This is a genomic window from Bradyrhizobium liaoningense (assembly GCF_018130825.1).
In the GTDB taxonomy this organism is placed as follows: domain Bacteria; phylum Pseudomonadota; class Alphaproteobacteria; order Rhizobiales; family Xanthobacteraceae; genus Bradyrhizobium; species Bradyrhizobium liaoningense_B.
This window is the reverse complement of record NZ_JAFCJS010000012.1, coordinates 59,102-78,758: the sequence shown is the minus strand read 5'-3', so window position 1 is coordinate 78,758 and position 19,657 is coordinate 59,102. Positions and strand designations below refer to the sequence as shown.

Annotated in this window: 19 protein-coding genes; 10 read left to right on the top strand and 9 right to left on the bottom strand. The window is 63.8% G+C overall.

Going from position 1 to position 19,657, the window contains the following annotated elements:
• Window positions 1–362: 362 nt before the first annotated feature.
• From JQ603_RS35115 to JQ603_RS35100, 4 genes are all read left to right on the top strand, one after another.
• On the top strand, window positions 363–848 hold the full coding sequence (locus JQ603_RS35115; protein WP_209969521.1) for a (2Fe-2S)-binding protein: 486 nt from the start codon (window positions 363–365) through the stop codon (window positions 846–848).
• Between the two features lie 84 nt (window positions 849–932).
• The gene (locus tag JQ603_RS35110) at window positions 933–3,275 is read left to right on the top strand and encodes a xanthine dehydrogenase family protein molybdopterin-binding subunit (RefSeq protein WP_212347277.1); all 2,343 of its coding nucleotides are present in this window, start codon (window positions 933–935) and stop codon (window positions 3,273–3,275) included.
• Window positions 3,276–3,290: 15 nt separating this feature from the next.
• Window positions 3,291–4,091, top strand: coding sequence for an FAD binding domain-containing protein (locus tag JQ603_RS35105; RefSeq protein WP_212347274.1), 801 nt, complete (start codon window positions 3,291–3,293; stop codon window positions 4,089–4,091).
• A 207-nt stretch (window positions 4,092–4,298) separates the two neighbouring features.
• On the top strand, window positions 4,299–5,405 hold the full coding sequence (locus JQ603_RS35100; protein ID WP_212347271.1) for a CaiB/BaiF CoA transferase family protein: 1,107 nt from the start codon (window positions 4,299–4,301) through the stop codon (window positions 5,403–5,405).
• A gap of 137 nt (window positions 5,406–5,542) precedes the next feature.
• Here the strand turns inward: JQ603_RS35100 and hppD are convergent, their stop codons facing one another.
• Window positions 5,543–6,661, bottom strand: coding sequence for a 4-hydroxyphenylpyruvate dioxygenase (hppD, locus tag JQ603_RS35095; protein ID WP_212347268.1), 1,119 nt, complete (start codon window positions 6,659–6,661; stop codon window positions 5,543–5,545).
• A 121-nt stretch (window positions 6,662–6,782) separates the two neighbouring features.
• Here hppD and JQ603_RS35090 point away from each other — a divergent pair, with 121 nt between their 5' ends.
• Both JQ603_RS35090 and JQ603_RS35085 read left to right on the top strand, forming a co-directional pair.
• Window positions 6,783–7,262 carry an Lrp/AsnC family transcriptional regulator gene (locus JQ603_RS35090; protein ID WP_212347265.1) on the top strand — a complete coding sequence of 160 codons (480 nt, stop codon included), beginning with the start codon at window positions 6,783–6,785 and terminating at the stop codon, window positions 7,260–7,262.
• 73 nt (window positions 7,263–7,335) lie between these two features.
• Window positions 7,336–7,647, top strand: a complete 312-nt coding sequence (locus JQ603_RS35085; protein ID WP_212347262.1) for a DUF1272 domain-containing protein — start codon at window positions 7,336–7,338, stop codon at window positions 7,645–7,647.
• 107 nt (window positions 7,648–7,754) lie between these two features.
• On the opposite strand, the gene fahA is transcribed toward JQ603_RS35085, so the two are convergent.
• From fahA to JQ603_RS35060, 5 genes are all read right to left on the bottom strand, one after another.
• The gene (gene fahA, locus JQ603_RS35080) at window positions 7,755–9,026 is read right to left on the bottom strand and encodes a fumarylacetoacetase (RefSeq protein ID WP_212347259.1); all 1,272 of its coding nucleotides are present in this window, start codon (window positions 9,024–9,026) and stop codon (window positions 7,755–7,757) included.
• 209 nt (window positions 9,027–9,235) lie between these two features.
• The gene (hmgA, locus tag JQ603_RS35075; RefSeq protein ID WP_212347256.1) at window positions 9,236–10,582 is read right to left on the bottom strand and encodes a homogentisate 1,2-dioxygenase; all 1,347 of its coding nucleotides are present in this window, start codon (window positions 10,580–10,582) and stop codon (window positions 9,236–9,238) included.
• A 2-nt stretch (window positions 10,583–10,584) separates the two neighbouring features.
• Window positions 10,585–11,541, bottom strand: coding sequence for an MBL fold metallo-hydrolase (locus tag JQ603_RS35070; RefSeq protein WP_212347253.1), 957 nt, complete (start codon window positions 11,539–11,541; stop codon window positions 10,585–10,587).
• 18 nt (window positions 11,542–11,559) lie between these two features.
• On the bottom strand, window positions 11,560–11,784 hold the full coding sequence (locus tag JQ603_RS35065; protein WP_212347250.1) for a DUF2783 domain-containing protein: 225 nt from the start codon (window positions 11,782–11,784) through the stop codon (window positions 11,560–11,562).
• Between the two features lie 8 nt (window positions 11,785–11,792).
• Window positions 11,793–13,409 (bottom strand): FAD-dependent oxidoreductase, encoded by a 1,617-nt coding sequence (locus JQ603_RS35060; RefSeq protein WP_212347247.1) that lies wholly within the window; start codon window positions 13,407–13,409, stop codon window positions 11,793–11,795.
• A gap of 110 nt (window positions 13,410–13,519) precedes the next feature.
• Here JQ603_RS35060 and JQ603_RS35055 point away from each other — a divergent pair, with 110 nt between their 5' ends.
• The 3 genes from JQ603_RS35055 (at window position 13,520) to JQ603_RS35045 (ending at window position 15,506) form a co-directional block, all read left to right on the top strand.
• Window positions 13,520–14,062 carry a MarR family winged helix-turn-helix transcriptional regulator gene (locus JQ603_RS35055; protein WP_212347244.1) on the top strand — a complete coding sequence of 181 codons (543 nt, stop codon included), beginning with the start codon at window positions 13,520–13,522 and terminating at the stop codon, window positions 14,060–14,062.
• An 85-nt stretch (window positions 14,063–14,147) separates the two neighbouring features.
• Window positions 14,148–14,867 carry a class I SAM-dependent methyltransferase gene (locus JQ603_RS35050; protein WP_212347554.1) on the top strand — a complete coding sequence of 240 codons (720 nt, stop codon included), beginning with the start codon at window positions 14,148–14,150 and terminating at the stop codon, window positions 14,865–14,867.
• Between the two features lie 381 nt (window positions 14,868–15,248).
• A complete protein-coding gene (locus JQ603_RS35045; protein ID WP_145832006.1) occupies window positions 15,249–15,506 on the top strand; it encodes a hypothetical protein in 258 nt (85 codons plus the stop codon).
• Window positions 15,507–15,678: 172 nt separating this feature from the next.
• Here the strand turns inward: JQ603_RS35045 and JQ603_RS35040 are convergent, their stop codons facing one another.
• The 3 genes from JQ603_RS35040 to JQ603_RS35030 all read right to left on the bottom strand — a co-directional run bounded on the left by JQ603_RS35040 (window position 15,679) and on the right by JQ603_RS35030 (window position 17,588).
• The gene (locus JQ603_RS35040; RefSeq protein ID WP_212347241.1) at window positions 15,679–15,951 is read right to left on the bottom strand and encodes a hypothetical protein; all 273 of its coding nucleotides are present in this window, start codon (window positions 15,949–15,951) and stop codon (window positions 15,679–15,681) included.
• Between the two features lie 294 nt (window positions 15,952–16,245).
• Window positions 16,246–16,590 carry a YciI family protein gene (locus JQ603_RS35035; RefSeq protein WP_212347238.1) on the bottom strand — a complete coding sequence of 115 codons (345 nt, stop codon included), beginning with the start codon at window positions 16,588–16,590 and terminating at the stop codon, window positions 16,246–16,248.
• A gap of 191 nt (window positions 16,591–16,781) precedes the next feature.
• A complete protein-coding gene (locus tag JQ603_RS35030; protein ID WP_212347235.1) occupies window positions 16,782–17,588 on the bottom strand; it encodes an N-acyl homoserine lactonase family protein in 807 nt (268 codons plus the stop codon).
• A 387-nt stretch (window positions 17,589–17,975) separates the two neighbouring features.
• Between JQ603_RS35030 and JQ603_RS35025 the strand changes: the two genes are divergently transcribed.
• Entirely contained in the window at window positions 17,976–19,514 is a 1,539-nt protein-coding gene (locus tag JQ603_RS35025; RefSeq protein ID WP_212347233.1) for a caspase family protein, read from the top strand.
• The last annotated feature ends 143 nt before the right edge of the window (window positions 19,515–19,657 follow it).

The window sequence follows — 19,657 nt, the reverse complement described above, 5'->3', positions numbered from 1 at the left end:
CCAAGATCGCGATTACAAGGGCGTGAGCGCGTGCTCCTATTCGTGACAAGGAACAAGGCATCAAAGGGAGAAGCGACGCGCGAGGAGCGCGACGTCCAAGGCCAGAGCTCAAGGCCAGCGCTTCGCGCGATCGCGGTTGAGCGCAGGCCGCATCTGACGACGTGGACACCGTTTTCGCTGGGCTCATTGCAAGGTCGCGCCATGCGCTGGTGGCGGCACGACATGTCGTGGCCGAATCGCACATCTGCGAGAGCAGCCACGATGACCTTTCCATGACGCGCGGTCACCAAAATCCCAGTTGCAAAGTTCCGTTCGCGCTGTCTCTAATTAGAATAACTACAAACATTCGGGAGGAGTACGCCGTGTCTACAGTCAAACTGACGGTCAACGGCAAGGCCGTTGCCGTCGACGTCGAGGACCGCACGCTGCTGGTCCACGTTCTGCGCGATCACCTCAACCTGACCGGCACCCATGTCGGCTGCGACACCAGCCAGTGCGGCGCCTGTGTCGTGCACATGGACGGCCGCGCGGTGAAGTCCTGCACCATGCTGGCGGGCCAGGCCGACGGTGCCAACGTCACCACGATCGAGGGCATCGCCAAGGGCGACGAGCTACACCCGATGCAAGCCGCCTTCCGCGACAATCACGGTCTGCAGTGCGGCTATTGCACCCCGGGCATGATCATGTCGGCGATCGACATCGTGCAGCGCCATGGTGGACAGCTCGACGAGGCCACCGTCCGCCAAGAGCTCGAGGGCAATATCTGCCGCTGTACCGGCTACCACAACATCGTCAAAGCCGTGCTGGATGCAGCCGGCCGCATGAAGGTCTCGCAGGCGGCCGAGTAAGCGGCACGCCTCGAAAGCAGAACCACCGCCGCAGCTGTCGATGGACAGCGCGGTCAAAACAATTTCCGGTCGGGAGGACCAGACATGGGTGTTGAAGGCATCGGTGCGCGCGTCGTGCGCAAGGAAGACAAGCGTTTCATCACCGGCAAGGGCCGGTATGTGGACGACATCAAATTGCTGGGCATGACCCATGCCCATTTCATCCGCAGCCCGCATGCACATGCCAGGGTGAAGGGGATCGACTCCTCCGCGGCACTGAAGATGCCGGGCGTGGTCGCGGTGCTCACGGGCCAGCAACTCGTCGACGACAAGGTCGGCAACCTGATCTGCGGCTGGGCCATCACCTCCAAGGACGGCAGCCCGATGAAGATGGGCGCATGGCCGGCGATGGCGCCGGAGACGGTGCGCTTCGTCGGTCAGGCCGTCGCTGTCGTGATCGCCGACAGCAAGAATCTGGCGCGTGACGCGGCCGAAGCCGTGGTCGTGGATTATGAGGAGCTCCCGGCCGTCGCCGACATGCACGCCGCGATCAAGGCCGGCGCGCCGCAGCTTCATCCCGAAGCACCCGGCAACCAGGTCTATGACTGGGTGATCGGCGACGAGGGCGCGGTGAGCGCCGCCTTCTCGAAGGCAGCCAATGTCGTGAAGCTCGACGTCACCAACAACCGCCTCGCCCCCAACGCGATGGAGCCGCGCGCGGCGATCGCCGACTATGACGCGGCGGAAGAGCATTTCACGCTCTACACGACGTCGCAGAACCCGCACGTCGCCCGGCTCGTGCTGTCGGCGTTCTACAACATCGCGCCCGAGCACAAGCTGCGCGTGATCGCGCCCGACGTCGGCGGCGGCTTCGGCTCGAAGATCTTCATCTACCCCGAGGAGATGGTGGCGCTGTGGGCCTCCAAGAAGGTCGGCCGCCCGGTGAAATGGACCGGCGACCGCACCGAGGCGTTCCTCACCGACGCGCATGGCCGCGACCATGTCACCCATGCCGAGATGGCGTTCGACGCCAGCAACAAGATCATCGGCCTGAAGGTGAAGACCTACGCCAATTTCGGCGCCTACATGTCGCTGTTCTCCTCGTCAGTGCCGACCTATCTCTACGCGACGCTGCTGTCGGGCCAGTACAATATCCCGGCGATCCATGCCGAGGTGATCGGCGTCTACACCAACACCACACCGGTCGACGCCTATCGTGGCGCGGGCCGTCCCGAGGCGAGCTACCTCATTGAACGCCTGATGGAGACGGCGGCGCGGCAGCTCAAGGTCGATCCGGCCCAGCTGCGCCGGACCAACTTCATCACCCAGTTCCCGCACCAGACGCCCGTGATCATGGCCTATGACACCGGCGACTTTAATGCCTCGCTCGATGCCGCGATGAAGGCGATCGACTATGCCGGCTTCGCAGCCCGCAAGGCGCAGGCGAAGTCACAGGGCAAGCTGCGCGGCATCGGCGTGTCCTGCTACATCGAGGCCTGCGGCATCGCGCCGTCGAAGGCCGTCGGCAGCTTAGGTGCCGGCGTCGGCCTGTGGGAGTCCGCGGAAGTGCGGGTCAACCCGGTCGGAACCATCGAGATCCTCACCGGATCGCACAGCCACGGCCAGGGCCACGAGACGACGTTCTGTCAGCTCGTCGCCGACCGCCTCGGCGTTCCCATCAGCCAAGTCTCGATCGTCCATGGCGACACCGACAAGGTGCAGTTCGGCATGGGCACCTACGGCTCGCGCTCGGCGGCCGTCGGCCTCACCGCGATCCTCAAGGCGATGGAGAAGGTCGAGTCCAAGGCCAGGAAGATCGCCGCGCATGCGCTGGAGGCGTCGGAAGCCGACATCGTCATCGAGAACGGCGAGTTCAAGGTGACCGGCACCGACAAGGCCATCGCTTTCCCGATGGTCGCACTCGCGGCCTACACCGCGCACAATCTGCCTGACGGGATGGAGCCGGGCCTGAAGGAGAGCGCCTTCTACGATCCCACCAACTTCACCTTCCCGGCCGGCACCTATATCTGCGAGCTCGAGGTCGACGCTGGGACGGGCAAGACCTCCTTCGTCAACTTCGTTGCGGCCGACGATTTCGGCCGGCTGATCAACCCGATGATCGTCGAGGGCCAGGTCCATGGCGGCCTGGTTCAAGGCATCGGACAGGCGTTGCTCGAGCACGCGATCTACGATGCCAACGGCCAACCGGTCACGGCCTCGTTCATGGACTACGCCATGCCGCGCGCCGACGATGTGCCCTCGTTCAACCTCTCCCACACCACGACGCTGTGCCCGGGCAATCCTCTGGGCATCAAGGGTTGCGGTGAGGCCGGCGCGATCGGGGCGTCAGCGGCCGTGATCAACGCGATCACGGATGCGATCGGCAAGAACAATCTGGAAATGCCCGCAACCCCGGATCGGGTGTGGCGTACGATCAACGCGGCTTGAGAGGGAGGAACGAACATGTACCAGACCACATATCATCGCGCCTCCTCCGTGGACGAGGCCGCCAGCCTGTTCGGCAAGAGCAGCGAGGCCAAATTCCTTGCCGGCGGCCAGACGCTGCTTCCGGTGATGAAGCAGCGCCTCGCAGGACCCTCTGACGTCATCGACCTTGGCAAGATCAAGGACATGATCGGCGTCGAGGCCTCCGGCGACACGCTGACGATCAAGGCCGCCACGCCGCATTACGATGTGGCGACCAGCGACACCGCGAAGAAGGCGATTCCCGCGCTCGCCTATCTGGCGTCGCTGATCGGCGATCCCGCCGTGCGCTATCGCGGCACGATCGGCGGCTCGATCGCCAACAACGATCCCGCCGCGGACTATCCGGCCGCGCTGCTCGCGCTCGACGCCACCGTGAAGACCAACAAGCGGTCGATCGCGGCCGGCGATTTCTTCAAGGGCCTGTTCACCACGGCGCTCGAAGACGGCGAGATCATCACTGCCGTCTCGTTCCCGGTTCCGGCGAAGGCGGGCTATGCCAAGATGCGGCATCCCGCTTCGCGCTTCGCGCTCACCGCGGTGTTCGTCGCGCAGACGAAATCCGGCGAGATCCGCGTCGCCGCGACCGGGGCGTCGCAGAGCGGGGTGATGCGGGTTGGCGCCATCGAAGCTGCGCTGAAGGCGAACTGGTCCCCGTCCGCACTCGACAGCATCAGCATTCCCGCGAGCGGATTGCTGGCGGACATCCACGGCACCGCCGAGTACCGCGCCAACCTCGTCAAGGTGATGGCGCAGCGCGCGGTGGCTGCTGCGGGCTGACAATCCCGCGCCAGCGCCTCGACGCAAATTTTCCGCGGCGCGCACTTCGGTGCGCGCCGTTTTATTTTGCCCATGCGGCATGAAAACCGCTTGCCTCGCTGGCGGGAAGGCGGGAAAAGTTAATCAGCCGATTAACTCGCCCCCAAGAGCAACGTGAGGCGTTTGCCGGATCACCGGCACCTGCCCGCGACCCGAGGAAACAACAACGTGCTCGATAAACCCTCCCAAAACTCCTCCATCCGCACCGCCGGCCCGCTCTCGGGCTTCCGCGTCGTCGAATTCGCCGGCATCGGACCCGGCCCGTTCGCCTGCATGATGCTGGCCGACATGGGCGCCGACGTCGTCACGCTCGACCGCGTCGGCGCGAAGAAGAGCATGAAGTCGGTGGCAGGCCGCGGCCGCAAGGTGATCGAGCTCGATCTCAAGGACAAGACAGCGATCGCAGAGGTGCTCGATCTGCTCGCCAGCGCCGACGCGCTGGTCGAGGGTTTTCGCCCCGGCGTGATGGAGCGGCTCGGCCTCGGGCCGGACGTCGTGCTCGCGCGCAATCCAAAACTCGTCTACGGCCGCATGACCGGCTGGGGCCAGGAAGGCCCGCTCGCCAACGCCGCCGGTCACGACATCAACTACATCTCCATCACCGGCGCGCTCGCCGCGATCGGCACGAAGGAAGCACCGGTGCCGCCGCTCAACCTGGTCGGCGATTTCGGCGGCGGCGCGCTCTATCTCGTCGTCGGCGTGCTCGCAGCGCTGCTGGAAGCCTCGAGGTCCGGCAAGGGGCAGGTGGTCGATGCCGCGATGTGCGACGGCGCGGCCTCGCTGATGTCGTTCTTCTTCGACATGACCACGCTCGGCCGCTGGACCGAGGGTCGCAACCAGAACTTCCTCGACGGCGGCGCGCATTTCTACGGCGTCTATGAATGTGCCTGCGGCCATTTCGTCTCGATCGGCTCGATCGAGCCGCAGTTCTACGCGCTGCTGCGCGAGCACGCGGGCCTGACGGACGCGGATTTCGACGCGCAGATGAATCCCAAGGCCTGGCCGGCGCTGAAGGAAAAGCTGAAGGCCGTGTTCAAGAGCAAGACGCGCGAGGACTGGTGCAAGATCATGGAAGGCACCGACATCTGCTTCGCGCCGGTGCTGACCATGTCGGAAGCGACGGAGCATCCGCACATGGTCGCCCGCAACGTCTTCGTCGAGCGCCACGGCGTGAAACAGCCGGCGCCGGCGCCGCGATTCTCACGCACGCCGTCCGCGGTGCGCGAGCCGGAGGCGGCGGAGATCACCGCGGTGACGAAGGCGTGGAAGCGATAAATCCAGCCCCGGCAAAGATCTCGTAGGGTGGGCAAAGGCGCGAAGCGCCGTGCCCACCATTTCTCCGTGAGAGACAAAGAAGTCGTGGGCACGCTTCGCTTTGCCCACCCTACGGCAGTGTGCGTGAGGCTAAGACCTTACGCCGCGTTCCCCACCTTCAGCACCCCGCGCCGGATCTGGTCTTCCTCGATCGATTCGAACAGGGCCTTGAAATTGCCCTCGCCAAAGCCGTCATCGCCCTTGCGCTGGATGAACTCGAAGAAGATCGGGCCGATCGCGTTGGCCGAGAAGATCTGCAGCAGCACCTTGGTCTGGCCGCCGTCGACCACGCCTTCGCCGTCGATCAGGATGCCGTTCTTCTGGAGCCGCGCAACGTCTTCACCATGCTTGGGCAGCCGCGCATCGATCTTCTCGAAATAGGTCTCCGGCGGTGACGGCATGAAAGGCAGGCCGGCCGCGCGCAGGCCTTCGATCGTGCCGTGGATCTCGCGGCAGCCGCAGGCGATGTGCTGGATGCCCTCGCCGCGATAGGTCTTGAGATATTCCTCGATCTGGCCGGAATCGCCGGCGTCCTCGTTGATCGGAATCCGGATCTTGCCGTCCGGGCTGGTCAGCGCGCGCGAGAACAGGCCGGAGGCGCGGCCCTCGATGTCGAAGAAGCGGATCTGGCGGAAGTTGAACAGCTTCTCATAGAAGCCGGCCCAGACATCCATGCGGCCGCGATGGACGTTGTGGGTGAGATGGTCGAGATAGAACAGGCCGGCACCCGCGGGGCGCGGATCGCGCGCCCCTAACCATTCGAACTCGGCATCATAGGCCGAGCCCTTCGCGCCGTAGCGATCGACCAGATAAAGCAGGCTGCCGCCGATGCCCTTGATCGCGGGCACGTCGAGCGTCTTCTGCGCCGATGATACATCGGCGGGCTCGGCGCCGAGCGAAATCGCGCGGTCATAGGCCGCCTTCGCATCGACGACGCGGAATGCCATCGACGGCGCGCAGGGGCCGTGCGCGGCGACGAACTCGAAACCGTGGGTGCCGGGCTCCTCGTTGACGAGATAGTTGATGTCGCCCTGGCGGTAGACCGTGATCTTCTTCGTTCTGTGGCGCGCGACGGGCGCATAGCCCATCAGCTTGAACAGCGCGTGCAGCTCGCCCGGATTGGGATGCGCATATTCGACGAACTCGAAGCCGTCGGTGCCCATCGGATTGTCGGCGCTGATCGTGGCCGGCGGTGCATCGTGCGGAAACGGACCCATGCTGCTCTCCCAAATGGCTGCTGGGAGGAACTATCCTTCATCGGACGCGCAAGGAGCGTGCAAACGGGACGCGATTTGGCTATTGTATGCATGATCCGTGCATAGAATGGACAAAACACGCATGATATCCGTGGACGCTTTCGACCTCAAGATCCTAACCGCGCTGCAGGACGACGGCCGCCTCACCAACCAGGAGCTGGCCGATCTCGCAGGACTTTCGGCCTCGCAATGCTCGCGGCGGCGGATGCGGCTGGAGGAGGAGAAGGTGATATCGGGCTATCACGCCGATCTTTCCAGCGAGGCACTCGGCTTCGGCGTGATCGCCTTCATCCAGGTGGGACTTGCGACGCACTCGCCGGACAATTCCAAGCGTTTTCGTGCACTGGTGAACCGGATCGACGAGATCCAGGAGGCCTATTCGCTGACGGGCGATGCCGATTACGTGCTCAAAGCCGTGCTGCGCGATCTCAAGGGCCTCTCCAACCTCGTCAACGACGTCCTGATGCCGCACCAGAGCGTGGCGCATGTGCGCTCCTCGATCGTGCTCGACCGGTTGAAGGAAAGCGCGAAGCTGCCGCTGAGGGATTTGAAGGCTGGCTGAAATCGAGGGAACTACGGCCTTCGCGCTGCACGCGCCGTCTGCGATGATCCAGGCCAATCGGGAGACTCTTGTCATGGCCCTCCAGCTGCGACCGAACTGCGAATATTGCGATTGCGATCTGCCGCCTGACGCGCCGAATGCGCGGATCTGTTCGTACGAATGCACGTTCTGTGCGGACTGCGTCGAGACGAAGCTCTTCAACGTCTGCCCGAACTGCGGCGGCGGCTTTGCCCCGCGTCCGATCAGACCGACGCAGGAATGGCGGCCGGGCGTGTGCACGACCAGGCAGGTGCCATCTGACAAGCGGGTACATCTGAAGTACAGCGTCGAGGACGTCGCGGCGCATTGCGCGCGGGTGCGCGACGTGCCGCCGGAGAGGCGGTGAACTCGTAGGGTGGGTTACGCAGCGTAACCCACCACTTCTGCTGCCGCGGACGCCAAAGAGGTGGGTTACGCTAACGCTAACCCACCCTACGAAGCCCGAACGCGCGGCTACTCCGCTGCCAAAATCGTCCCCTCGACCTCGCCGAATCCGACGCGATAGCCGTTGCCCTGGCACCAGCCGCGCATGACAAGGCTGTCGCCGTCTTCCAGGAACGAGCGCTTGGCGCCGCCGGGCAGTTCGACCGGCTCGGTGCCGTTCCAGCTGATTTCGAGCAGACTGCCGCGCTGGTTCTTCTCCGGGCCGGAGATGGTGCCGCTCCCTAAGAGATCGCCGACATTCATGGCGCAGCCGCTCGAGGCGTGGTGCATCAATTGCTGCACCGAGGACCAGTACATGTATTTGAAATTGGTGCGGCTGATGCCGGCGGGCGCATTGGCACCCGCAGCGCGCAAGGACACGTCGAGCTCGACATCGTAGTTCTGCGGCTTGCCCTGCTTGAGATAATCGAGCGGCACCGGCTGCTGCTCCGGCCCCTTCAGGCGGAACGGCTCCAGCGCCTCGCGCGTCACCACCCACGGGCTGATCGAGGTCGCGAACGCTTTTGCCAGGAACGGGCCGAGCGGCACATATTCCCATTGCTGGATGTCGCGCGCGCTCCAGTCGTTGAGCAGCACGAAGCCGAAGATCATCTCCTCGGCCTGGCTCTCGGTGAGCATGCCGCCCATGGCTGAGGGCTGACCGATGACGGCGCCCATCTCCAGCTCGAAATCGAGCCGCTTGCACGGACCAAAGCTCGGCAGCTCCACATTCGGCGGCTTCAGTTGCCCGCGCGGCCGCTTCACCTTGGTGCCGGAGACCACGACGGTGGAGGCGCGGCCGTTATAGGCGATCGGCATGTGCAGCCAGTTCGGCTGCAGCGCGTTGTCCTTGCCGCGGAACATCACGCCGACATTGGTGGCGTGCTCCTTCGAGGAATAGAAATCGGTATAGCCGGAAACCGCGAACGGCAGATGCAGTTTTGCATCGCGCATCGGCACCAGTGTCTGCTTGCGCAGCTCTTCGTTGTCGCGCAGCTCCGGATGATCCGCGCGCAGGAGCTCGCTGATGCGAGCCCGCGTCTTCGTCCAGACTTTTGGTCCGAGCGCCATGAAGGGATTGAGCGAGGCGCCGGAGAACACGCCGAGCGGGCCGACATCGAGCCGCGAGTCCTGCTCCAGCTCCCAGAGATCGAGCACATAATTGCCGATCGCGACACCCACCCGCGGCGTCGGATTGGCCACTGTCGAGAACACGCCGTAAGGCAGGTTCTGGATCGGGAAGTCGGAGGCGGGATCGACTTCGATGAAGGAGCGGAGGCTGGGGTCGTTGGGGTGGGGCATTGGTTTCCCGTGGCGCAGCGGTGACGGTGTCACCCTCCCCTGGAGGGGGAGGGTCGGCTCATATCGAGCGCAGCGAAATTGAGACGGGGTGGGGTGATCTCTCAACACGGGCAGTGTTCCTTGCAGAGAGACCGTCACCCCACCCCGCTACGCATTCCGCTTCGCCGCATGCGTAGCGACCCTCCCCCTCCAGGGGAGGGTAAGCAAGACTACGGCTTGCTCGGATCGAAGCGCTTCTCGAGGCCCTTCCAGCAATCGGCGTAATCGTCCTGCAGCGTCGAGGACTTCGCGGCGTGCGCGGTGACGCGCTGCGGGTAGCGGGTTTCGAACATGAAGGCCATGGTGCCGGTCAGCTTCACCGGCTTCAGCTCGCCGTTGCTGGCGTGCTCGAAGGCGTCGCGGTCCGGGCCGTGCGGCAGCATGCAATTGTGCAAGGAGATGCCACCAGGCACGAAGCCTTGCGGCTTGGCGTCGTAGACGCCGTAGATCAGGCCCATGAACTCGCTCATGATGTTCATGTGGTACCACGGCGGACGGAAGGTATTGTCGGCGACCATCCAGCGCTCGGGGAAGATGACGAAGTCGATATTCGCGGTGCCTGCGGTCTCCGACGGCGAGGTCAGCACCGTGAAGATCGAGGGATCGGGATGATCGAAGCCGATCGCGCCGACGGGTGAGAAGGTGCGCAGATCGTATCTGTAGGGCGCGTAATTGCCGTGCCAGGCGACGACGTCGATCGGCGAATGCGGCAAGGTCGTCTTGAACAGCGAGCCACCCCATTTCACGAACAGCTCGGTCGGCGTATCCTTGTCCTCGTAGTTCGCGACCGGTGTGAGGAAGTCGCGCGCATTGGCGAGGCAATTGGCGCCGATCGGGCCGCGCTCCGGCAGAGTAAATGCGCCGCCGTAGTTTTCGCAGAGATAGCCGCGCGCCGGACCGTTCGGAATCTCGACCCGGAACTTGACGCCGCGCGGGATCACAACGATCTCGCCGGGCTCGGCATCGATGCGGCCGAACTCGGTGACGATGCGAAGATTGCCCTGCTGGAGCACGAACATCAGCTCGCCGTCGGCATTGTAGAAATGCTGGTCCACCATCGACTTGGTGATGAGGTAGACATGCGCGGCCATGCCGGCTTGCGTGTTGACATCACCGGCCGTCGTCATGGTCTGCACGCCCTGCACGAAGGTCACGTCCTCCTTCGGCAACGGCGTCGGGTCCCAGCGCAGCTGCGCGATCGGCAAATCGTATTCGTGGCACGGCGCCGAGCGCCACAGCCCGGCATCGACCTTCTCGAACCGGCCGGAGTGCTTCACCGAGGGCCGGATGCGATAGAGCCAGGAGCGCTCATTGGTGCCGCGCGGCGCGGTGAAGGGCGAGCCGGACAATTGCTCGGCATAGAGGCCATAGGCGCAGCGCTGCGGCGAGTTGCGCCCGATCGGCAGCGCGCCCGGCAGCGCCTCGGTCTCAAAACTGTTGCCGAAGCCGGACATGTAGCCCGGCGTCACCTGGGCCGAGCTGCGGACGATCTGGTCAGGCGAGGTATTGATGTTCATGACTATCCTCCTCCTTGCAAGGCGGCCCACATTTCCTGGTCGCGCTTGTCGGTCCAGATCACGGGGTCATCGATTCCGGACGCTTCGTCATAGGCGCGCGACACGTTGAACGGCAGGCAGTGCTCGTAGATGGCGAAGCTGTGGAATTTCGGATCCATCACCTCACGTGTCGCCGCCATCGATTCCTTCAGCGTGCGGCCCTTCGCGACCGAGATTTCGGCGGCGCCATAGAGCGAGGTGACGAAGTCGCGCGTCATCGCGATGGCCTCGCGCACGGTGGCCGTGCCCTTCAGCGCATCGCCGCGACCCGGCGCGATCGCCTTGGGATTGAAGTTACGGATCTCGTTCAGCGTCAGCGGCCATTCGCGCAAATGCGCATCGCCGCAATAGCAGGCCGAGTGATATTCGATGAGGTCGCCGGAGAACATCACCTCGGCATCCGGCACCCAGGCGACGATATCGCCCGAGGTGTGGCCCGCGCCAAGCTGCATCAGCCGCACCTCGCGTTTTCCCAGATAGATCGACATCTCGCCTTCGAAGGTGAGCGTCGGCCAGGTCAGTCCGGGAATGCTTTGGACATCCTGGAACAGGCGCGGGAAGCGGCCGTATTCGGAATCCCAATCCTGCTTGCCGCGCTCCTTGATGAGACGATAGGTCTCCTGCGAGGCGACGATGCCTTGCGCCTTGTAGGCGGAGGCGCCGAGCACGCGGACGGCGTGATAGTGCGACAGCACGACATATTTGATCGGCTTGTCGGTGACCGCGCGCACGCGCTCGATCACCTTGTTCGCCATCGCGGGCGTTGCCTGCGCGTCGAACACGAGGCAGCCGTCGTCGCCGACGATCACGGCCGTGTTCGGGTCGCCCTCGGCGGTGAAGGCATAGAGATCGGTGCCGATCTCGGAGAAGGTGATTGTCTTCTCGGAGAGATCGCCGGTGGATGCGAAGTTCTTCGCCATCAATTCATCCTTACGAGGTTATTGTTGTTGCTGTTGCTGCTGCTGACCGTCGATCATCCGGCGCACGGCGAGCCCGATCGCCTCGCGCAGCACGTCGAGGTCGCCGATATGGTTGGCGAGGATCAGCACCAGCGCCGCGTCGAAATCGGCGCTCTGCTCCTCGGTGAGGCCGCGATGCGCCTCGACGATGGCGCGGAAGGCGTCGTCCGGGCGAGCGAAGTTCGAGCTGGTGGAAAGCGGCATGCGAAACCTCAATTCAAGCCTGCGGCACGCGACAGCGCTGCCGCAATCGCTTCGCGCGTCGGATGCCGGAAGCGCGCCGCAACATAGCCATCGGGCCTGAGCAGATAGGCAGCGCCCGACTCGGCGTCGTAGCGCTTTGCGACGAGACCCGAGGGATCGCCAAGTCCGCCCTCTCCGCCGATGCGGATATTTTTGACGCCGTCGGACGCATCGAACGCCGCGCCATTGCTGAACGACAGCAAGGTGAAGTCCGTTCCACCTTTGCGGAAGGCATCCGTGAGATAGCTGCGCTCTGCAATGGGCGCATCGAGCATGGAACAGCCGGGACGAGGACCACCTGTCCACGCATCGGCGTCGGGTGACGACAGCGGCGTATCATAGCTGCAAGGCACCGAGAGCCGGCCGCCATTGACCATGCGCTTGCCGAACTCGGTCTCCTTGGCCAGCGACAGCACCGCCTTGCGCAACCGCGCCTCCTGATGCGAGTTCGGCGCCATGAAATCGGTCGAGCGCGTCGATTCGCGGATGTTCTCGTCCGCCGCCATGCTGCGTTCGACGTGGTAGCTCTCCAGCAGGCTCGCGGGCGATTTGCCCCGCAGCACGCGATCAAGCTTCCAGGAGAGATTTTCGGCGTCTTCGAGTCCCGAGTTCGCCCCGCGCGCACCGAAGGGCGAGACCTGATGCGCGGAATCGCCGGCGAAGATCACGCGGCCATGGATAAAGCGGTCCATCCGCCGGCACTGGAATTTGTAGAGCGAGATCCACTCGAACTCGAACTTGTCGTGGCCAAGCATGCGCGCGATCCGCGGCCGCACGTTTTCCGGCTTCTTCTCGAGAACCGGATCGGCATAGCGGTTGAGCTGGAGATCGATGCGCCAGACATCGTCGGGCTGCCGGTGCAGCAGCGCCGAACGTCCGGCATGGAACGGCGGATCAAACCAGAACCAGCGCTCGGTCGGAAATTCCGCGGTCATCTTGACGTCGGCGATCAGGAACTGGTCCTCGAACACCTGGCCGGCGAATTCCGCACCGACCATCTGCCGCAACGAGGACCGCGCCCCATCGCAGGCAATGACATATTGCGCATTGAGGCGATAGGCGCCCTCGGGCGTTTCGATCGTCAGCAGCGCGGAATCGTTACGCTGCTCGAGCGCCGTCACCTTGTTGCGCCAGCGCAGATCGATCCCGGGCAGATCGTTGATGCGATCGACCAGATAGGCCTCGGCGTAATATTGCTGGAGGTTGATGAAGGCCGGCCGCTTGTGGCCGTCTTCCGGCAGCAGGTTGAACTGGTAGAGCTGGGATTCGCCGTGAAAGATCCGCCCGACGCTCCACACCACGCCCTTGTCGACCATGCGGTCGCCGACGCCGAGCCGGTCCCAATATTCCAGCGAGCGCTTCGAGAAGCAGATCGCGCGCGAGCCTTCGCCGATACGGTCGGCGTCATCCAAGAGGACGACACGCTGGCCGCGCTGGGCGAGATCGATCGCCAGCGACAGCCCGACCGGGCCGGCGCCGACGATCACGACCGGATGCTCCGCGGGGCTTGGCCCGGGGCGGTCCTGATCGGGATGACGGCGATAGCCGAACTGGGTTTTGGCCTGATGCGTATTGGCCGGCGCCATACACTAACCTCGGCTCTGGTCAGAACAGGACTGATCTGCTAGATAGTCTCACGTGCAACTATTTTGGACCGGAGCCGGCCGGCCGTCAACTGGAAATCGGAGCGCTCTCCTTGGCGAGGACATCCAGCGACATCGCGCTGAAGACACGCGACCCCGGCGAAGCCTCGCCGCGGCCGAAGGCACGGCTCGATCTATTCAAGTTCGTGCCGTTCCGGCTCAACCGACTTGCGGCGGAAGTGAGTTCCGCGCTGTCGGTCGAATATCAGGAGCGCCACGGCCTCGACATTCCGGCCTGGCGCGTCATCGCCACGCTCGGATTCCGCGTTGATGCCTGCAGCGCGCAGTACATCTCGCAATGCACCCGCACGCACAAATCCACCATCAGCCGCGCGGTCACCACGCTGCTCAATGAGCAACTGATCGAGCGCGTCGAGAACGAAGCCGACCGCCGCGAATTCCGCCTGCAGCTGACGAAGAAGGGCCGCGCGCTCTATGAAGAACTGTTCCCGCAATTGCTGCGGCGTGAGGACGAGATTTTGGCGTGCCTCTCCGCACAGGAGCGCAAGCAGCTTGCGGCCCTGCTCGGCAAGATCGAAGCGAGTCTCGATCTGATCCAGACCAGCGAAGAGGCCGACGCGAAGCAGGCGTATTAGGGACTCATAGAGGCGCGAACGTCGGCGTTTGGGAGTCCGGTTGAGAGAGCTTGGTAGGCCCGTGACGGCACTGGCTTATATAGCGATGCTCCTTGTGGCGTTTGCCGCAACTCGCGCATGCGCCGCTGACATAGGTTATCTGGCTCCCCCCGGAGTCGCGACAAACGAGTTTCCCTCACCGCAGCGCCCTGTTGCACGGATCGTCAGCCCACGCCGCGCCGCCGAAGAGCGCCGCGACGCCCTCAATGAGTCCGGTCAAATCGCAAATGCTCTTGAACTGAAACCAGGCATGACAGTCGGCGACATTGGAGCAGGCGATGGCTACCACACGGTCAGGCTCTCCCGCCTCGTCGGACCCGCCGGCTCTGTCGTTGCCGAGGACGTCACGCGGGACTACCTCATCGAACTCGCCAGGCGAACAGAGCTTCTGAAGTTGACGAACGTGCAATTCGCGCTCGGCGAACCACACGATCCGCGTCTGCCCGCTTCCTCGCTGGATGCCGCAATCCTCGTGCACATGTATCACGAGATAGCCCAACCCTATGCCTTCCTCTACAACCTCGCGCCCGCCCTGAAGCAGGGTGCGCGGGTCGGAATTGTCGATCTCGAGCTTCCGACGTCGAAGCATGGCACGCCGATTGAACTCTTGCGCTGCGAATTGACCGCCGTCGGCTATCGCGAGGTCGCCACATATAAGCTCGCAGGTGACGGAGGATATTTGGCGGTATTCTCTCCGCCGGAGGTAGCGGCTCGAAAATCTCCCCGCGATATCGTCGCTTGCAGGAATCCTGCCGGCGCTCGTTGACACCACGCCAGCCGCCCGTCTCAGAGGCGAAGAAGCGCCGCGCGCTGTACGAGGAGCTGTTCCCGCAATAACTGCGGCGTGAGGACGAGATCCTCGCCTGCCTCTCCGCGCAGGAGCGCAAGCAGCTCTCGACCCTGCTCGCCAAGATCGAAGCAAGTCTCGACCTGATTCAGACCAGCGAAGAGGCCGACGCGAAGCAGGCGTATTATGGCGTGGGCTCGCAAGGTCCCGATGTCGGCTTCTTGGGGGTTGAGCAGGAGTCTTAGGCTTTATCGGAGCATTGCGGGTTTTGACCGGAAGCGGACATCGTTTGCGGGGAGTTTGATTCGGAACCGAAGCGGGACCAGCCTGTTGGTTCGATCAGCCAAGCGGAGTCTCACAATGCGGATCATTCTGATAACGGCGGTTGGCTGGGCGTTGTCGTGCGGATTTGCGACAGCACAGACCGATCCCAAGGACATGACAACTGGACGCTCGGCACCGGAAGAAAAAGGTCAATTGCAGCCACAAGGTTGGACCGGACCGCTGGACACGAAATCGGGTGGCGCGCCGCCGGAAAGCCCGCAAGGTCAAAGCCCACCGGGAATGCAGGCAGCGCCGGACGGATCAACCAAGGTGGTGACCGAGCCACGCAAGTAAGTCTAACTTCTGGACGCCACGCAACTCATCACCGACCTGAAGCGCGGTGAGATTGGGATGAATCGTCATCGCGCTTGGGGTTGCTGTTTACGCATGATCTTTCCGGAAAACCGCTTCGCACTCTTTCCGGATCATGCTTTGGAGCGCATCGCCAAGGGCTCTATTAAGGGTTCTATTTCGGAGTGCTGGTCTGGCCACCCGAACCGGTGGTCTGCTCACTTCCCGGTCGGCCGGGAGGATGCGCAGAAGCGCCTGGCTTGCCTTGATCGGCCACGTATCCGGACTCTCCGGAGTTGCGGGTCTTGATCCCTTTGTCAGCATCACGCTGCATCTGCTCGTTGGGCTCGCCATCCTTGAGCCCTTGGTCTACATCACGGCGCATCTCCTCCTTGGTTTGCTCACTGGGGGCGGCCTTTTGCTGCTGGGCCGCTGCTTGGTAGGTCATTGCGCTTCCGGCAACTACGATCAACGCGAGAACTGCTGTTCGCATGCTTCTCCTCCACGGCTTGCTCCCGCCCCTTAAACGCGCGAACATCCCGAGGTTTCCTAGTTCCAATCGCCATTGTCGAAAGGCGCATCTCGGCCTTCATCCTTCGAGACGCGCGCAAGAGCGCGCTCCTCAGAGCCTGACTCAAAAAGCGTAGACGCTTTCAGGTCCTGGCCAAGCGGCGAGTTAGGAGCCTCAGATGGGCGACGAGCAGCCAGGCGAGCTCGGGTTCGGCCCCATGTCCTGCAATCGTCATACATGGAGTGGTCGGACCTCTTGTGGCCAGCCGCAAGCCGTTGCGATCTTGCCGGCCCAAAACTTTGCGGACTCCTGATTGGAGACATTCACGACGGTGAAGCCACCGAGATACTCGGGGACATTGGAATACCGACCTTCGCCGAAGTGCAGTTCGCCGCTGGTCTCGTCAGCACTGAAAGCCTTGCTCAGGTCTTCATCTACTCCCGCGGCGAAGATGTGCACGCCCGCCTCCTTCATCTCCGCTACGACTGCCCTGACCAACCGCCCACGGGACTGAAACCACTCTTCGGAGTGATCACCGACCCATTGCTGGTTGAAGTAGATAATGTAGTGCGTCATGTGATCTCCTGTTATCTGCGGCCCGAAGAACACGCTCCGGTAGATCATCGGTATTTCGCATGTTCAGCTTCTGGCCCGGCTCGGACCTCCGGCGATGCTCGTTTGCGCGCTGCTTTCAGGAGCGCAGCGGATATCAGGCCCGGCTGATCTTAGCCGCGCTTAGGACTTACAAGTACACGCCCCGGATTCCGTCACTTCGCAAACGATCGCGTCGGCGGCAGGTGCAGCGCCCACGCGTCGACCTTGTCGCTGGCGCGCGGATAGATCTCGGTCACGATCGGATCGTGGCCGGGAATGAACCTGTCAGGGTGGCCGGCGAGGCGCTCGATCGTCTCCCAGCCCTGCGCCATGTCGCCGACATTGTAGACGATCGGGAATGGGCTGCGTCGCTGGAGATTGGCGTAGTAATGCGCGGCATCGGATGCGAGCACCACGGGCCCGCGCGCGGTCTCGACCTTCACCACCTGCAAGCCGTCGGAATGGCCGCCGACACGGTGCACGGTGACGCCGGGCGCGACCTCGCCGTCGCCCGAATAGAAGGTGACGCGCTCGCCATAGACATGGCGCACCATCTGCGTGACGTGCTCGACCGAGAACGGATGTCGCAGCAGTCCGTTGCACATGCAGCGCCCCGTCGCGTAAGCCATCTCGCGCTCCTGCAGATGGAAGCGCGCATTCGGGAAGCGGTCGAGATTGCCGGCATGGTCGTAATGCAGATGCGTCACGATGACGTCGCGGATGCTCGAAGCCGCGACGCCAAAGCGCTCGAGCGCATCGACCGGATTGAGCGTCAGCTTGCGTGCCCGCGCGCTCGCCTCCTCGGCATTGAAGCCGGTATCGACCAGGATATCGCGGCCGTACCCTCGGATCAGCCAGACGAAATAGTCGAGATCCTGCGCCGCGCTGTCATGCGGATCGGGCGCCAGGAAGTTCATGCTGGGGGTGCGTGGCGACATCGTCGCATAGCGCAGCGCGTAGATTTCGTAGACGTTTCCCATGGCTCTTGGCTTTGCTTTTTTGTGAGGGGAGCTGAACGTGCGGACGCACCAAGCCATCGTCCGCCGCAAAGGTCAAACAGCCGAGGCTTGCTGCAATGTGAGACCAATCACATTTTCGTCGCCATGAGTCCCCTAACATGAGTCCCCTAACATGACTGCTGCAACATGGCCGCTTGCCATGCCCAACCAGGTCGGGTCGAACCCAAACATGACAGCCCGTTCATTCCACTACCGGCATGCGTCTGCATTGCGCTCAATCGTCGCGATAATGCCGAATCTCCAAGAGGTTGACGCCCCCTCCCCCCGGTTTGATAATGCCTGGAGCGTAAGTTAAGGTCGCCGCGGCGCAAGCTGGAACGGCGCCTTTTTGGCTGGACCGCGCTGATTATGAAAATTCGCTTCCTTTTCCTTCTCCCTTTGCTGGTTTCGCTCGTCCCGACTGCGCCATCGCTGGCGGCCGGCGACCGCTTTGCGCTGGTCATCGGCAACGCCAAATATCCGGATGCGGATGCTCCGCTGAAGGAACCGCTCAACGATGCGCGCGACATGGCCGACGAGCTCAAGCGCGACGGCTTCTCGGTCGAGATCGGCGAGAACCTGACCGGCGACGGCATGCGCCGCGCCTTCGACAAGCTCTATGGCAAGATCAAGCCGGGCTCGGTGGCGCTGGTATTCTTCAGCGGCTTCGGCATCCAGTCGGCGCGCCAGAGCTACATGCTGCCGGTCGATGCGCAGATCTGGACCGAATCCGACGTGCGCCGCGACGGCTTCAGCCTCGAGACCGTGCTCGGCGAGCTCAACACGCGCGGCGCCGGCGTCAAGATCGCGCTGATCGATGCCTCCAGGCGCAACCCGTTCGAGCGCCGGTTCCGCAGCTTCTCGGCGGGTCTTACGCCCGTCATCGCGCCGAACGGCACGCTGGTGATGTATTCGGCGGCGCTGGCCTCGGTGGTCTCGGACGCCGGCGGCGACCACAGCCTGTTCGTGCAGGAACTGCTGAAGGAAATCCGCGTCCCCGACCTGATGGCCGAGGAGACGCTGAACCGCACCAAGATGGGCGTCACCCGCGCCTCGCGCGGCGAGCAGGTGCCGTGGATCTCCTCCTCGCTGGCCGAGGATTTCTCCTTCATTCCGGGCGCCGCCGGGTCGCGCCCGACAACAACGACGACAACGGCCCCGCCGCCTGCGCCGCCGGTCGTCGCCAACAACCCGCCGCCGGCACCACCCGCCCCGCCGTCACCGCCGGCGCCCGCGAAGCCGGCTGACACGGCTGCCGCGCCTGCCCCTCCTCCGCCACCGCCGCCCGCACCGGCTCCGTCACCGAAGCCGCAGGTCGAGGCGGCCCTGCCCCCGCCACCACCGCCGGCGAAACCGGCCGACCCCGCGCCCGCGCCGAACGCGGATAGCGGGCCGAGCGCGGCCGCCTTGGCCGAGGATCCCACCATCAAGGGCCTGACGGCCAAGATCGCGGCCAATCCTGACGATGTGAACGCGCTGTACCGGCGCGGCCAGGTCTATGCCAGCAAGGGGGCCTACAGCCTCGCCATCAAGGATTTCGACGACACGCTCCGGATCAACTCGAAGGATGTCGAGGCGCTGAACAACCGGTGCTGGACCCGCACCGTGGTCGGCGATCTCCAGGGCGCGCTGAAGGATTGCAACGAGGCGTTGCGGCTGCGGCCGAACTTCGTCGATGCGCTGGACAGCCGCGGGCTGGTCAATCTGAAGTCGGGCGCGGTCAAGAACGCGATCGCCGATTTCGATGCGGCCCTGAAGATCAACCCGCGCCTGACCTCCTCGCTCTACGGCCGCGGCCTCGCCAAGCAGCGCAACGGCTCCGCCCAGGAAGGCGCGCTTGATATTGCCAATGCCAAGGCGATGGATCCGAACATCGTTCAGGAATTCGCAAGCTACGGAGTACGCTAGTATTTTTTTGAGTTCAGGCAGCAGATGCCTCGAACCTTGGCGGCCCACGGAAGACTAACGGTCGGATGCCGCAGGCGGCCTTTCCCGGGGGGCCCCATTGCAGGAATTTTGGAACCGCGCGGGCACGCTGCGCAGGAGGGACT